The 14,993-nt window shown below is 50.2% G+C and carries 13 protein-coding genes; 8 read left to right on the top strand and 5 right to left on the bottom strand.

The window, feature by feature from the left end; translation table 11 throughout:
• Positions 1–3 precede the first annotated feature (3 nt).
• Genes KDB76_RS04760 through KDB76_RS04750 form a run of 3 tightly spaced genes read left to right on the top strand, consistent with a single transcriptional unit; the run spans position 4 to position 4,402 of the window.
• Positions 4–1,968, top strand: a complete 1,965-nt coding sequence (locus KDB76_RS04760; RefSeq protein WP_212632240.1) for a hypothetical protein — start codon at positions 4–6, stop codon at positions 1,966–1,968.
• Positions 1,965–3,986 carry a hypothetical protein gene (locus tag KDB76_RS04755; protein WP_212632239.1) on the top strand — a complete coding sequence of 674 codons (2,022 nt, stop codon included), beginning with the start codon at positions 1,965–1,967 and terminating at the stop codon, positions 3,984–3,986. Before KDB76_RS04760 ends, KDB76_RS04755 begins: the two co-directional genes overlap by 4 nt.
• Positions 3,983–4,402 (top strand): hypothetical protein, encoded by a 420-nt coding sequence (locus KDB76_RS04750; protein ID WP_137187517.1) that lies wholly within the window; start codon positions 3,983–3,985, stop codon positions 4,400–4,402. Before KDB76_RS04755 ends, KDB76_RS04750 begins: the two co-directional genes overlap by 4 nt.
• Before the next feature lie 199 nt (positions 4,403–4,601).
• On the opposite strand, the gene KDB76_RS04745 is transcribed toward KDB76_RS04750, so the two are convergent.
• Positions 4,602–5,051: a hypothetical protein gene (locus tag KDB76_RS04745; protein ID WP_084852147.1), complete on the bottom strand. Its 450-nt coding sequence runs from the start codon at positions 5,049–5,051 to the stop codon at positions 4,602–4,604.
• A 36-nt stretch (positions 5,052–5,087) separates the two neighbouring features.
• Between KDB76_RS04745 and KDB76_RS04740 the strand changes: the two genes are divergently transcribed.
• Positions 5,088–5,423: a helix-turn-helix transcriptional regulator gene (locus KDB76_RS04740; RefSeq protein WP_234546399.1), complete on the top strand. Its 336-nt coding sequence runs from the start codon at positions 5,088–5,090 to the stop codon at positions 5,421–5,423.
• A 749-nt stretch (positions 5,424–6,172) separates the two neighbouring features.
• Positions 6,173–6,835, top strand: coding sequence for a DUF6088 family protein (locus KDB76_RS04730; RefSeq protein WP_249206219.1), 663 nt, complete (start codon positions 6,173–6,175; stop codon positions 6,833–6,835).
• Here the strand turns inward: KDB76_RS04730 and KDB76_RS04725 are convergent.
• Complete coding sequence (locus tag KDB76_RS04725) at positions 6,828–7,046, bottom strand: hypothetical protein (protein WP_137187516.1); 219 nt, start codon at positions 7,044–7,046, stop codon at positions 6,828–6,830. The two genes, KDB76_RS04730 and KDB76_RS04725, sit on opposite strands and share 8 nt — an antisense overlap.
• Before the next feature lie 714 nt (positions 7,047–7,760).
• Here KDB76_RS04725 and KDB76_RS29665 point away from each other — a divergent pair.
• The 3 genes from KDB76_RS29665 (at position 7,761) to KDB76_RS04710 (ending at position 11,980) form a co-directional block, all read left to right on the top strand.
• Positions 7,761–8,327, top strand: coding sequence for a DUF6306 domain-containing protein (locus KDB76_RS29665; RefSeq protein WP_249206218.1), 567 nt, complete (start codon positions 7,761–7,763; stop codon positions 8,325–8,327).
• 52 nt (positions 8,328–8,379) lie between these two features.
• Positions 8,380–9,540 carry a cyclopropane fatty acyl phospholipid synthase gene (cfa, locus tag KDB76_RS04715; protein ID WP_137187513.1) on the top strand — a complete coding sequence of 387 codons (1,161 nt, stop codon included), beginning with the start codon at positions 8,380–8,382 and terminating at the stop codon, positions 9,538–9,540.
• 124 nt (positions 9,541–9,664) lie between these two features.
• Complete coding sequence (locus KDB76_RS04710) at positions 9,665–11,980, top strand: P-loop NTPase fold protein (protein ID WP_137187512.1); 2,316 nt, start codon at positions 9,665–9,667, stop codon at positions 11,978–11,980.
• A gap of 106 nt (positions 11,981–12,086) precedes the next feature.
• On the opposite strand, the gene KDB76_RS04705 is transcribed toward KDB76_RS04710, so the two are convergent.
• The 3 genes from KDB76_RS04705 to KDB76_RS04695 all read right to left on the bottom strand — a co-directional run bounded on the left by KDB76_RS04705 (position 12,087) and on the right by KDB76_RS04695 (position 14,854).
• Positions 12,087–12,830: an abortive infection family protein gene (locus KDB76_RS04705; protein WP_137187511.1), complete on the bottom strand. Its 744-nt coding sequence runs from the start codon at positions 12,828–12,830 to the stop codon at positions 12,087–12,089.
• 506 nt (positions 12,831–13,336) lie between these two features.
• Positions 13,337–14,206, bottom strand: a complete 870-nt coding sequence (locus KDB76_RS04700; protein WP_137187510.1) for a hypothetical protein — start codon at positions 14,204–14,206, stop codon at positions 13,337–13,339.
• A 111-nt stretch (positions 14,207–14,317) separates the two neighbouring features.
• Positions 14,318–14,854: a hypothetical protein gene (locus KDB76_RS04695; RefSeq protein ID WP_137187509.1), complete on the bottom strand. Its 537-nt coding sequence runs from the start codon at positions 14,852–14,854 to the stop codon at positions 14,318–14,320.
• Between the last annotated feature and the right edge of the window lie 139 nt (positions 14,855–14,993).

Here is a 14,993-nt window from a genome sequence, read left to right as displayed (position 1 = left end):
GCCATGACAATTGATTACAGCCTACGACCTATCACTATAATTGAACATAAAGCCGAAGCCGTCGAAGCGCTCCACCCTCATCTCACTGTAATAGCGAGCAGCAATATATCCTCGAACGGAAAGCGGCATTTAGACTTTGGATCACTGTGTTATAGATACAGAAAAAAGGGCCCAAACAATAAGCAAGCTATGTATGCTGGAATGCTGGTCAGAGTTGACTCTCTAGATAAAGACCGCGTTCCGATTGTAAGCAAATTGATAGAGCGTGCCAGATCACATAAGAGCTTCGCTTCCACAGTAGGTTTCTACAACGAAACAAAATACTTATTTGACTGGATTGATAGCCAACCAACGGAAAACCCAGGCTCCATACTAAAAGTTTCACATGAGGCTTATATCGGATACACCAAACATTTACTACATAGACTAAACAATCCATCTATGAGGGGAAAATCCATTGCAACCAGTACAGCTGCGCGAATGCAAACGGTAGCGCGGCAGGTTGTTTCCTTGGCCACAAGTGTTCACGAACGAGAGATAGCTGCGTTCGCGCCCTTAATCATTCAAAAAGCTGGAAATAAACATGTCAATTTAAAACAGTTGAGCGAAGACACGCAGGCCCGGACATTTGCGACGCTCATCTCCTTCATCAATGAAGCTCATCGAATCTTGGTGGCGGAGGAAAGCTTCCCAATGAAACTTGAATCCCCAGGAACCAAACCCTTTTATCTGTACAACCTTCACCAAGGCAGCAATAAAAGCAAAAATGCAAGTATTAGTATTATCAGCCTGCTGGATTCAAGCCCAACATATCCAAGCTGGGACGTGGTAAAAAATGAATACAATCTTCCTGATGACGGGAGTGAATTCCTCTACAAATCAGGCTACGAACAGTCGAAGCGAAATCATATCGAAAGCAATAACAATAAGCGCTCTCCCATCCGCCTCCAGATTGCAAATCACGCAATGACGGCCGGAATGATGGCATTTATAGCTGCTACAGGCTGCAACTTGAGTGTGGCGCAAAACCTTAACATAGATGACTGTGAAGTTGTCCCTAGCACACAAGGTAGACGATTTTTCGGAATAAAGCCTCGCGCCCAGGGTAAAACAGTCACGCCAGAGTTCGGCGCACGCTTTACACCTATATTTAGGAACATCATCGAGATACGCAACTGGCTTCTTGATGACGAAGAATCACCGCGCTTGTTTGCCGTTAGGCCGAAAGGGACTAACAGCGTGGGTTATGTTGGCACAAGTTCGTTCGCGACCTTTAAAGCCATTCTTCGAAAATATTGTCCGCATATCTCATGGGTTTCCGCAACGCAGTGGCGGAAGAATGTGAGCTATGGTTATATTAGTAAAAGCGGCGGCGATACCGCTTTGACCGCAGAAAAACTTAATAACACGGAGCGCACCGTCTCACGAACTTATGCGAGACCGTCACTAGAAGAGTTTGCGGGTCAAGTTTCACACTTATTTGACTCTATACACGCAGCTGCCATTGCTCGCTCTCGAAAGGTCGATCATATACCTGTGCGTATGATTTTAGAAAAGAAGCCCGAAGAGGTCATCGGCGTGGGAAGCTGTGACAAGGCCGCTGATTCTCAACCGCGCCGTAGCGCAGGATTTACTGAAGACGCCCCCGTGCCTTCATGCCGCTCTCCCGAAACTTGCTTATTCTGCGAATTCTACGCGGTTCATGCTGACGAAGAAGATATTCGCCGCCTCTTGTCTTTGCGATATATCATCACAGCAGCCAAACAGGATCAAGACCATGACCACTGGGAATTGAAGTTTGGTCCATCCATTCACAGGATTGATGAAATCCTTTCGATGGTTGCTGATAGTGATGTCGCAATGCCGTTGATGATCGACCGGTTGAAAGGTGAAGTAGACTCCGGCGACCTAGATCCATTTTGGGCAATTCACCTAGACACCATGGCTTATGTAGGGATAGTAGTTTGAATTCAGAAAAAATCGCATTTAGCATACGCAGCCAAGCTCACATGCCATTGATGAGCTTACCCGCACAAGATTACCTTACTCCTGATGATGACCTCGTCATATCAATTGATGCTGCGGGACAAGTAATCTCTCGTTTCAGAGACGATGTATGGGACGTGCGAGTTTACTGCCCAAAAAATAAGTGCGTCTATAATTTTTCAAACTGGTGCGACACTGACAGCCCGCTAAAAAAAACCATTATTCAAGAGCTTAAAATTACACAAATGGCGAGACTCTATCTTTCGGGGTCGCCCAGAAAGGTTAACTCAACACGAATTGTACTCCTTCGCAAAATAGCCAGACTAGCCTTGACCAATAGAACCACTCTAACAGAACTATTCAACGAGCCCAAGTATTATCCGTCGTTTATTTCCAGTTTCTCTACACTCAGCCCCAAGACAATGAAGGCACTCCTTGCAGTTCTACGAGATTTGTTCTCGATTCGAGCAAGACATAGCGACTTTTTAATCGCCCCACCAAACTATCAACTACTTGAAAGACTTGAGGTCATTTACAATAAATACCCCAAGACCAAACTCAACGAGCCCTCTCAGACAAAACTTATTCCTTCGCGAATCTACGGCGAACTGATCATCGGGCTTCATATAATACTCGATGATTTCAACCAGCACGCCTCAAGAATTATTGAACTGCACGACAATCGCTTAAAGCATAAAGCTTATGGTGCATCCAAGACTCATAGCCGGCGAAGTAAGAAGGTCATCCCTTGGAAACTTGCGACAGAAGATCTCGGGCTTACAAAGTTTTTCGAGCGCCAATCCGTCACAAACTGGAAACAGCTAGCTAACTATATCGGCATTGTTCACGCGGCAGCAAAATACTGGATCCACTTGTTTTCCGGTATGCGAGACAACGAGGCAAATTTTTTACCAGCTGACACTTACACCTCGATCAAAGCAGGAACAGCTTCTTTCAAAATATTGAAAGGATTCACCTCAAAAATAGCTGGACAGAATCATACGGATACTTTTTGGGTAACGCACGAGATCGTTGAAAAAGGCGTGGAAGCGGCTACGTCAGTCGGCAGGATATCAGCACTTACGTGCGACTGGGATGATCAGATCAGATCTCAGTACCCACTTTTCCCCGGACGCGTTTCCAGAAAAACTAATACCGTAATCGCAAACAAGCATACCTGGCACTTCGAAGGAGCACCTACAGCTAATAGCATATGTAACTCGGCACACTCAGCCCTTATATCAAAAATTCCTGCGTTGAATATTTGCGAAGAAGATATTCGCGAACTGGAGATGTTTGATGGCTTCCGAAACTGGAGGGAAGATCCAACTCTGACAATTGGCTCGCCTTGGCCCCTTGCTACTCATCAATGTAGACGGGCACTCGCTGTTTATGGTGCTCGTTCCGGCATGCTTTCTTTAGGGTCAATCGCTCTCCAGTTTAAGCAACTAACGGAAGCCATGGCCTCTTATTACCGAAAGGGTAGCATTTTTGCAGTTAATTTTCTGCAATCAGACGATGCTCGAGGCTGGCTGGAGGAGCTAGAGCATGAGCGAAGAGCTGTCCAATTTATGAATTATGACAATGACGTGATCAGCACATCAGGCCGTTTGTGGGGTGGTGAGGGCAATCGTATTCAGCAGGCTAGAGATAAAGGGCAGCCATTGATTATTTCAACGGACAGATCGTTGACGGAGAAAAAATTTCTCAAAGGTGATATGGTATATAAAAGAGGACCACTCGGGGGATGTACTAATTTAGAGCACTGCAGCAAAATTTCTTTTACAAGCATATTCGCATGTCTCGATTGTGAGAAAGCGATCCTAAACGACGATCAAAGCTTGAAGAAAATCAAAAAAGGGATCGACAACTTAATAAGGCAGCAGGATTTTTTCCCTAAAAACAATCCTCAATACAAACAGCTAGAGCTTGAAATCAACTCACTTAATGAAAAGCTGAAAAACCGAGGACTGCTCAAAAAAATGGAGGAAGTGGAGTGAGCGCGATTCATGAGTACCGTGCAGCTTTACTGCGGTTGATTGAGAACAGACCGAGCATACTTCCCAAAGGCTCTTCAATCAACAATGACACTGTTGCCCTGGAGGCAGGTCGCAAAAGAGGCTCTATCAAAAAAAGCAGAGCCGAGCACGCACAGTTAATATTGGACATCAAGGCAGCGGCCATCAAGCCACAAGAAACCAGAAATGATTCAAACTTGCAAAAAGTAGAGAAGCAAAAAACACTTAAAAAATCAGCAATAGTACAGAGAGACAGCTTCCGAGAAAAATACGAAAAAGCACTGGCCAAAATTGCATCATTGGAATACGAAAACTTTTATCTAAAGAAACAGCTTACAGAGATTATCGAAACGGGCAACACGAACAACAACGTAATCGACTTAATCAAAACCAAATAAATTGCTGCCCCTAATGGGGGCATATTTCAAAGCCTAGCAGGCACCGGAAAAGTCAATTGAAACGAGCGCGCTTACGAGTTTCACAAAGGTCATGCTCGTACCGAGATAACCTTCTTAATCATTTTTCCAGTTGCTCTCCAATGTGAGCTTACTCGAAACCTATAAAAATTACGACAACTAAAAATGCAAGCCTCCTAGTTCACTCGGGTACGCGCAAATCGCGCTTAGCTGAAAAAATTATCTCTCTAACCCTGAGGTTATCGCGCAGCGGCGAGTAATTGACGCTATAACATGACCCGCTTACCACCTTATAGATGTAGCCCTCTATCGTTCCCGATGCGTCTTCGGCAACGCTAACCTCTTCTAGTGGCTCCATCACCCAGTGAGTCTCTCCCCTCATGTGACCAGGAGACATGAGGTGTGCCTGCGCGAACCACGAGTGCTCATCTAGCTCCGAAAGCATCTGTTGAAGGATCGGCACCGTGGGGATCATCAGCATGCTGCCCACAACATCATCACCATAATCGCGTACCAGTTCCACGTAAAACCACGGGTGGTGTAGCTCCAGCTCGATAAATTGCCAGTGACGGGTGTAAGGCTCTCCAAAGACGGCTGGGCTGAGCTCGGCATGTTTGTAGGTCTTGAACATCGAACAAATCCTCAAAATATTAACAATAGTTAATGGATGTCTGACGTTCAAGACGGCTTCATCATTCCTTTTGTAGGAAGGAAAAAAATGGAGCTGAAACAGGCGTTTGGGCAGGCAATGCGACTGCTTCGGAAATCCCGAGGTCTCAGCCAAGAAGCCTTTGGGGGCCACACCAGCCAAACCTACCTCAGCCAATTGGAAGCCGGAGGAAAGGGTCCATCTTTGGAAATGGTTCACGGACTCGCGTCTGTCATGAACGTTCATCCACTGACGATATTGATGCAGTGCTACCTTTTTATGGACGAGAAGGCCACCCTGGATTCAGTCATGGAGCGAGTCCGCGTGGAACTCTGTGAGACGCTACCGGACTGATGTGGATTCCGCGCCTACACCGCTGCATGCTCAGATTGATCGCGGCTTGCTCCGTGATGCACAGTAGGTCGCACCAATGTCGGAGATCTAGCGGACGCCTCAAGTGACCAAGAGTCCTAGCTACGAGGAGCAGCAATGAAGGGCCGGCGGAAGGTAAAAACTGAAAAGTGGCGTACAAAATCGGAGTATGAAAGCACCGTCCGGAAGCTTCTGCAGGGTCGGACCGGAACGGAAGGACGCTTTCTTGACATTGCTGCCCGAACAGGCAAGAGAATGGAGCCCGTTGGTCGACTGGCAGGGTGAGAAATTTTCATGCACGGCTGAGGAATGCAAATGAGCGAGCAGCAGATACTGGCATTTTGCAACCACTTTCCATTGGGATGTTGGAGCATCGCCCACCGATGCTTCCTGGGAAGGTGCGAGCAGACGATAATGCTAGCAACGCGCGTTCTTGGAAGCCGCGTGCTTGCTGAGCATTGGCTCTACAAACCAGCGCTCGGGTTAAGGTATCAGTTGCCTTGCTGCATTCTGGCAACAACGTCAGGCTTTGAAGTAGTAGGTACGCTTTTGGAACGAATTGAGCAGGGTATTTACCCTTAGCGCCGTAGTGAATGGTATCTGCGTTGCATCCTCGAAAAGGTATTACTCGTGCGTGTGTATCGTGTCGACTAAAGCCGAGTTCAACTGGGGAGCAGCTAGGTTGGAGGTAGTGCTTTTATCCGATGCCGCCCATAGAGCAGGAGTCAGCGATGTCTGTCGCAGAGTCTATCTCAAAACGAATCAGATACATGCCCAAGGGCAAGCCCTTTGTCGGTGCTTTATTCGCGCAAGCAGGGTCCCAGTCCTCGGTTTATAAAGCGCTGTCTCGCATGGTGCTCAATGGCCTCCTTGAGCGAGTTGCGCGCGGCGTCTACATGCGTCCCAAGCATAGCGAGTACACAGGTAAGAAGGTTCGAGCTAACCCTATTTCAGTTATGGAGGCGATCACCAGGTCAAGAGGCGAAATTGTTCAGCTACACGGAGTAGAAGCTGCTCGCCGGCTGGGACTAAGCACTCAGATGCAGATTCTACCAACCTACTACACTAGCGGACCGACGCGCGAAATCAGGATGGGTAATGCAGTGGTTCGCTTGCGCCATGCTTCTCGGCAACGGCTGCAGCACGCTGGAACTAAAGTGGGGCTGGCCCTTACTGCATTGTTTTATCTTGGAAAAGAAGGGCTAACTAACCTGACCATCAGTAAAATTGCAAACGCACTTAGCGACGAGGAACTTAGAACGCTCATGGCCTGCACGATGCCTAAGTGGATGCGATCGGCACTGGCCGATTCAGTCGCAGTCGATGCGTGCTATGACAATCGAGATGTCCCTTTGGGTACCGTCGTGGGGGCGCAGCGTTCAGTCATTAGGTAGCAAGTCGCCGTCGCGTCTGTTCATCGATGTTCATAGCGATGCAGCGGATTTGCCCGAGCGGCGACTTGGCGTCGATGAGCTTGTACAGCACGTCTCTACGACTACGAGGCACCTTCTTCACGATGTTTTTGGCAACGCGGCGTATGCTGGCATCTGTGCCATGGATTTTTTCCGCAAGCAGCAGGAGCAGCAGTGCGTCGTCGACGCTCATCTCTTTTTTCATGGTTCACCAAAGAATTGACCGAGCATGTCGGAACCGCTCCGATCGGTGTCTGGCAGGGCGCGCGCTAGCTTTCAGAATCGTGGAAGATTGTGCAAATTGAGCCTTGCGGGTGCGTGCGCGTCTGTTACCAAATACAAGCCTCGGGCTACAAAAATATCTGCTCCAGGCAGCCACCCTTTCTGGCCCCGGACCAAAGTCTTGAACTTGATGTCACCCACTGTGATCAAGTCGGCAATAAATGCCCGGTCGGCGAGAAGCTCAGGCCCTATTTGGCTGCCAGTGTTCCGTCTCACTTTAACCTGTTCAATAAAGGTTTGGTCAGAGTTGAACTTGATCGCTGAAATATAAAAATCTACCACGACAATGTCCTTGTTAGGTTATGTCTCGTCAACTAGGTCGTGGATACATAAAAGAATCTGGGTCTCACTTCCTGTCACCCTGAAACGTGCTGTCAGGGCACTGTTTGAATACTGAAAAAATGCCTTCCCGGATAATCCCGGGAAGGCTCAAGCGCAAGTCTACCTACGCGCCAGGGGGAAAGATTCAGTACTGTGTTGAGCCGGCCGTATTCTGCTTAGAAAAACCGACGCTAATCAACACAAAATTAATGCACCAATCCAGCATTTTTTTTGAGTTATCCCCTCAGCATCTCTCTGAGTATGATTGCCGCGCCCAATGAGGCTTAGTAAGCAAGGAGGGTTTATGACTGATTCACCGTCTGAATTTTCTGATAAAAACTGCGAAGATTTATCTGTTCCGAGCAACTACCGCACAGACAAGCTTGTGATTCCCATCACCGCTCACCCTGAACAAAAGCAGGGGTTTGCAACACAGCAAGGTGCTTTCGAGTCCACAGCCGTCGGGGCGTTCAAAAGCTCTTCCGACGACGGCATCGAAGACGGCAACGACCTCATCGACTGGCTGCAAATGCTGCTGGAGGCAGAGCACGCAGGGGCGTTGATCATGGTCGATAGCCTGAAGGAGGCCAGGAATGAAGTGCTGATACGGCAATTGGAAGCTCTCCATGTCTCCGAGGCAGCCAGTTGCCAGAGACTACGCCGTAGTCTGAAACGACTCGGAGCGGTTCCTTCAAAGAAGATCAGTGATTTCCACGCAAAGACCATGATCATTTCTGATATGGATGAGCGCTTAATGTTTATAGCCCGAGGCCAACATTGGGTTGCTAAGCGCATTAAAGAAAGGCTTCCTACCATTTCACAGCGTTGGCTATACGAGGAATTAAAGGCAGTTTTAACGCTTCATACCTGATCTCTTTCCAGTAACTCCGCAGCACTGAGAAGACCGAGAAAGGAAGCTGTATATGTCTACTGATTTTGCTAGCACGCCGGCCACCCTCGATTCTGGCCGCGAAAACTCCTCAACCCGATTTGTGCGTACGTTACTTCAGCAAGCTGATATAGCTATCAACGGCGATCAGCCTTGGGATATGAAAGTCTACCATCCCGATGTGCCTCGGCGCGCCTTGGCCCATGGAAATCTTGGTCTCGGCGAAGCCTATATGAACGGCGAATGGAGCAGCGATGAACTAGATGAGTTTTTTGCACGGTTACTTCGCTCCGGCGTTGTCGATCAGGTCAACCCGACCGCTCTGCTTTTTCACTCCCTTAAAGCTCGTTATCTGAACAAACAAACCTCTCAGCGAGCTTGGGAAGTCGGAGAGCAACACTACGATCTAGGCAACGACTTTTATGCCTCGATGCTGGATAGCCGGATGACTTACACCTGTGGTTACTGGAAGGATGCGGTGACGCTGGAGGAAGCCCAGGCAGCCAAACTGGATCTCATCTGTCGCAAGCTGGAATTGCGACCAGGAATGCGAGTGCTGGACATCGGGTGTGGCTGGGGAAGCTTCATGAGTTACGCCGCGGAGCATTACGGGGTGGAGTGCGTCGGGGTCACCATCTCCCGTGCCCAGGCGGAGTGGGCGAAGCATCGATATCGAGACCTTCCGCTTGAGTTTCGCCTTCAGGATTATCGCGATGTGGATGAGCAGTTCGACCGGATCGCCAGCGTAGGTATGTTTGAGCATGTGGGCCGCAAGAACCATCGGATCTACATGGAAACCGCTCAGCGCTGCTTGACGGATGACGGCCTGTTCCTCCTGCATACGATCGGGAAGAACCATCGAAATAGCGTTCCCGATCCGTGGATCGACAAGTACATTTTCCCCAATGGAGACCTGCCGTCTCTGGGGCAGATCGGCGACGCTGTTGACGGCTTGTTTGTAGTCGAGGACGTGCACAATTTTGGCGCCGACTACGATCGCACGCTGATGGAGTGGGCAAAGAGGTTCGAGCACGAATGGCCTCGTTTTGCGGGTGAGCTCGGGGAAAGGTTCTATCGAATGTGGCGTTACTATCTGCTCTCATGCGCCGGCGCATTCAGAGCAAGGGACATCCAGCTTTGGCAGTGGGTGATGTCCAAGCGTGGTATGCCTGGTGGCTACCATCGCGTCAGCTGATTTACTCTACCAACTCGCTCCTAAGCCCCTAGCAAGGGGCTTTCAGCTATTCGGCGCAGTGCGACTGGGTCGCTTCAATCCCCTTGCATTGAAAGGTTGAGGTATCGAATTGGGATTCAGCTCAATGAAAAGACTGTGGAACGCTGTGAAAATTAGGCTCGGTCTTAAGCCAGGCGCGGCCGCACCAGTACAGCGGTCTCTCGAGATAGGTACAGAAGCACCGATTCGCACAAAGGCAGAAGACCGCCTACGCCGAGTAGGTTACGCATCTCGCATCGCTGAAGTGCTTTCGGAGCTTAGTCCTCGTGAAGGGCGAATTTTCGCGATCCGCGGGGGCTGGGGCTTTGGCAAATCGTCCCTCAAGCACCTTGTCATTGAGCAGCTTGAGGCCAAAGACAAGCAATCCGATTGGCTTGATTTCAACCCCTGGCAGTGGGGTGACGGAAACGCTATTAGCCGAGCTCTTTTCGGGCAAATCGCGGACAGACTGGGCGGTGACCACTCTAAGGAAGCGCTTGAACGCGCTGAAACCCTTCGCAAGTACGGCGCGATACTGTCAGGCGCAAGTGGTCCGCTCAAACAAGCAGGGGCATCTCAGCAGAAGATTACGACGATCCTCACCAATGCGTCACTGGTCTCCTTTGCTTCCTCAATCGGCTTCAACTTGCCCTCAGCAGCGGTGGTCGCTGGTGTTCTGGCCGCCATAGCAATTGCCATATCACTACTTGGCCGCTGGTTGAGCCACCTCGGACGGGATCGCAGCGGCGAGTCACTCGACAAAATCAGGATCGCTCTGGAAGAGCGCCTCAGGGAGCTGAAACGCCCGCTTATCGTCTTTGTTGATGACATAGATCGGCTGGAGCAAGACCAGATTCGAGTGCTGCTTCGCCAGGTGAAAGCCAATGCCAACCTGCCCAACATCGTTTTCGTTTTGCTGTTCCAGCCGAGCATCGTGGAGAGCGCGCTGGACCCTGTAGCGGATGGGGATGGACGAGCCTTCCTGGAGAAGATTGTCCAAGCGAGTTTCGATCTTCCAATGGTGCCAACTCACATGGTACATCGGATTTTCACTGAAGATTTGTCGCAGTTGGCAGGCCCCTACGCCATAGAAAAAAACGGTTTTGACCACGTCCGATGGGGCAATGCATTGATTGGTTCAATTCAACCGCGGCTTCGGAATATGCGGGATGCCCATCGGTTGGTTTCCTCTGTTGCGGTACATTTGCCGCTGCATGCGTCCGGTGATCTGCTCGAAGTGAATATTGTGGATTTTCTGGTTTTGGAGACGCTTCGGGTTTTCGAACCGGACCTTCATGAAGCGATTTTTCAGGAGAAATCACTGCTGCTGCAGGACGGTCGCTACAGGGGAGATGGCAATAGACCGCTAGCGGAAGCAGCCATGCAAGATCTTCTCAATAGAGTGCCAGAGGACCGCCGCGATCTTGCCAAGGAAACCATAGAATTGTTGTTCCCTCAGGCCGAATGGGCCATGGGCGGCCCTCGTTACGACCATGGCTTCCAGCAGCAATGGGCTGGAGCCAAGCAAGTATGTAGCTCTCGATTCTTCCCACGGTATTTCGAGTTGCAGACCGCACTCGGTGAGATTTCAGAACGTCGCTTCAGTGAGTTCGTCGATGCAGCGCTGACGGAAGAACAGTTGGCTGCGTCGATCGCTGCAATTGAGGCCGACGGCTTGCTCCCCGCACTCGTAGCGAGGCTTGACGAGTCAGTCAATCGACTGCCAGTCGATAATGCTGCAGTGCTGCTGCCAGGTTTGTTTTCCATCGCACAGAAACTCGTAGGCCACGACGGAGACCCTTTCAGCTCTCCATGGGTGCGCGCATGGAGAGCGACGTCATGGTTCTTGAAGTACATCCCAGAGGGCGACCGAGGACGCCTGGCGATCGAAGCTTTTCGAGAGACCAAAGCTTTGTCCGTGGCCGCGATGCTTATTCATCTCAGTGACCCTGCAGACTATAAAGATAAGGCCAATTTCGAGCCTTCACTTGACCTTCCGACAGTCGAGGCGATGAAGGCTATTTGGCTGCAGTTGGTCCGGAGTCGGTCCGTAGACAAGAATGCCTTGTTAGCCGAGCCAGACCTGGCTTCACTGCTTTATCGATGGAGGAGCTACTCCGGATCGGTTGATGAACCACGCAGGTGGTTACTGAGCGCCATCAACACGGATCAGGAATTCGCGATCATGGCTTCAAGCCTGATGAGCGTTGGCACGAGCCACACCGTCGGCGACCGAGTGGGCAAAGTGCAGCACATGTTCAGCAGGGACACGATCGAAACGTTCATCGGGCTAGAGTTCGCCATCGCACGGTGCGAGTCAATCAAACCAGCCGATTTCCCGAACCATGAGCTCCCACTGACAACTCTTCGACGTCATCTTGAGGCTTGGGCGCAAAACGAAGGTGAATTATTGCACTGGTAAGCCCGTCTTCAGCGGTACATCGCGCCGCAGCAATATACCCGCCTGGCGCAGTGTGATGCAGCGCCAAGCGGGGCTGAGGAGCTCGTTCGAACGACGAAGCAATGAGCTATTGCGCAGACCTGGACTCCCAAGTTGCGAGCAAAAACATAGCCATTGAGCCGGCCAGATTTACCGCAAGCTCGGCGTGCCGGGGAGCAGCTTTCGCCCCGCTTTTACCTTTACCATGAGCGTCACTGAGACGATTCCTCAATGCACCCAGCCCCTCAACCACAGCAGTGCATCCTCCGAGGATCTGCTTGAAAATAACCTCTTCATGCTGTGCTTTTGTCAGGTTGAGGAGCGTTGCCGTTTGCTTGTAGAGCTTGTTCAAGTCGGGATTCGCTTCATGTTCGGTTTCACCTGCTTCGTCCAAAATATGCTTGCAAACAGACTCCAAAAGCGTGCGAGCCATGGTGATGGCCCCCTCTGGATCCGAGGCGCGACGCTCGATGGCTTTAGTCCAGGCAACGCTCACATGCTCAGCATCGAAACGACTCATTGCCTCCGATACAACGGCATCAGACGGATGCTGAGCGCCAGACTCGGCATACTCCACAAGTGCTCTGAACTCATCCCAAATGAAGGTTCTGCGTTCAGCGTACGAGGCGTACTTGGGTTTGATGAATCCCCAGAACTGATCCAGATTACGGTGCCGCTTCACCCAAGCTGGAACGAGTGAAGCTATCTCCGGAACGTCGAGGACGCTCTGACGATAAAGTGGATAGTCACGTTCATCATCGTTGCTACCGTTCCCGGTCGCACGATTGATGTAAATCGACTGCAAGGCTTCTACATCGTCTATCAGAGACACTGGCGTACGTTCCTCCAATGGAATCCGTGGATCGGTCTGAGATGCCACCCCGTCGTGAGTCTACTCCTGGTACGCCCTTCTCAAAGGCGCACAATTATCGATACAAAGATATCATTCGGCTTGGCGCAATGTGCGCCTGCAACTTAACGATTCGGTACCCTGCAAGGAACTGTGGGCCGTCACTTCCTTTGAATTTTTGTTGAGAATGGGTGAAGAGCTTGAGCGCCGAACTGGACAACAAAATCAGAAATTTCCTTTGCATCTCCCTCCATGGGTCGATTTCAAAGGCATCTGAGCAGCTCGACATTTCTCCACCCAGCCTTAACAGAGGTGAGTGACACTGGGGATTCAGAATGAATAAACCGGCTCCGTAGACACCAACTTCCATAAAGGCCGCTATCGACCCAAAGCGGTCGTCGCAAATGGCTACCTACTACCATATGCAGTCGACAGCGACCGGCTTACAGGGACGGGATGGTACATAAACCAACAGCTCCATGATGGTCTCAAAGTGTCAACTCGGTTATTAAAGGTTGGGTCAGCTTTACGACTGTAGGGTCGCGAAGTTGTCCCGGAGAAAAATCGTGCCAGCAGAGCTTGGCCAAAACCGGGTCGTAAACCCACGGATGGTCAAGCACCTCATGTGTCTTAAGGAGGCGACCTCGCAGAAAGATCTCCTGCTCTTCATTCGAAACATTCGGGGGCCAGTACACACCAAAGTGCCGTATATTCATGTGCTCATAGACCTTGGTCACTTGAGGTGCTCCGCCAATGTCTCTAAACTTTCCGGATGAGAGCACTTCGAAAAACGCCACCGCCGGAACCATGTCAAGTTTTGGGCGTTTTACCCTACTTTGTTTGAGGATTTCGGACACTCGCCGGACAGTCGCTTTTACAGGTTCCTCGTCGCCTACGTACGCTACCAACTCTCTACCGTAGGTCTTGGGAGGTGTCGCTACGAATTTTTTACTTTTTGACCGGAACTCAATGCGGCGAACAAAGAAGTCTTTCCTGCGCGCTGAATATCCTGCAAAGATAAATGAACACGCCGGAATCGCCATGGAAGGATGCGCAGTATCTTTCACGAAGGAGAGTGAGTCATTTAGCATCTGGATGATTTGTTTGCATAAGTCAGCTACGTCGACAACTCGATCCCGCAAGTTAATAAATGATTCTACGTAAGAGGAAATTTGAGCAATTAATGGGTACGTCCAAGAGGTGTCTCCAGCGAACGCAATAATAGTGTCACTTCGGCCAATGCCGAATATCTTCGGACCATAATCCCAGATCTTCCCGCCACTTAGCCTGCTGTCAGAAAGCATCCAAAGTTCTCGACCAGTATGGGTCTTTCTAGTCCAAGCTACTACCAGTGTCATGAACGGTTCCTGTTGGGATCATTAGGGTACTAATGTTTGGTCGAACGAGTCTAAGGGAGTCACTCCGCTACCCAAATAACCAGAGAAACAACTGGACCCTAGTCAGAAGAGTCAATCTGGGACAATGATTTTGGCTAGATCTTCATAGAGCTCAGCGAAGGCATCAAAATGACTAAGGCCGCGCGCTACGTAGCTAGCTGGAAATGCGCGCTGTATCGGAGTGATGAGCAGGGTTCCAGGCTGATATCCGCTAGTGAGTTGCTTGGTCCCTAGTAATGCGCACGCGGTGGACTTGAAGGACAGCTTGCACTTTTCAGAGTTATGCGCTACTCGATTCCTGATAGCGGAAGCATGTCGAATAAGACCTTCCTTTCCATTCAGCGCACCGTAAGGGTGCTGATCAAAAAAGAAATCAGCCGTGCGCCACACCCCTCGCGGCTCGGTGACCTTCAGGTAATCTTTGCTCCGCTTGTAGTCGGGGTCATGCGACAATACCTCGTAGGCGTGATTCAAGTCTTTAGCGCGGCCGTATTTAGGTGTCGGACAATAGCCATTAGCAGCCTCAGCTCCCGTCATATATCGTACTAGTGAGGCTTCGAGAAATTCTTCCCAAGCGGAAACCATGCCCATGAACGCGAGTTCGATCATCTGGTTTACGTACTTGGTATGTATGGTGTTTATGGTGTTTTTAGGAGACCATCTCGGCAGGGCCTGGACAGCATGAGTCATATTCTGGGCCCGAATAATCTCTGCCACGAGAGTTCGCTTAATGTGTGCAACTTTCGAC

This window comes from Pseudomonas sp. JS425, from assembly GCF_018223845.1.
Taxonomy (GTDB): Bacteria; Pseudomonadota; Gammaproteobacteria; order Pseudomonadales; family Pseudomonadaceae; genus Aquipseudomonas; species Aquipseudomonas asiatica.
This window is presented reverse-complemented; position numbering and strand designations above follow the sequence as displayed.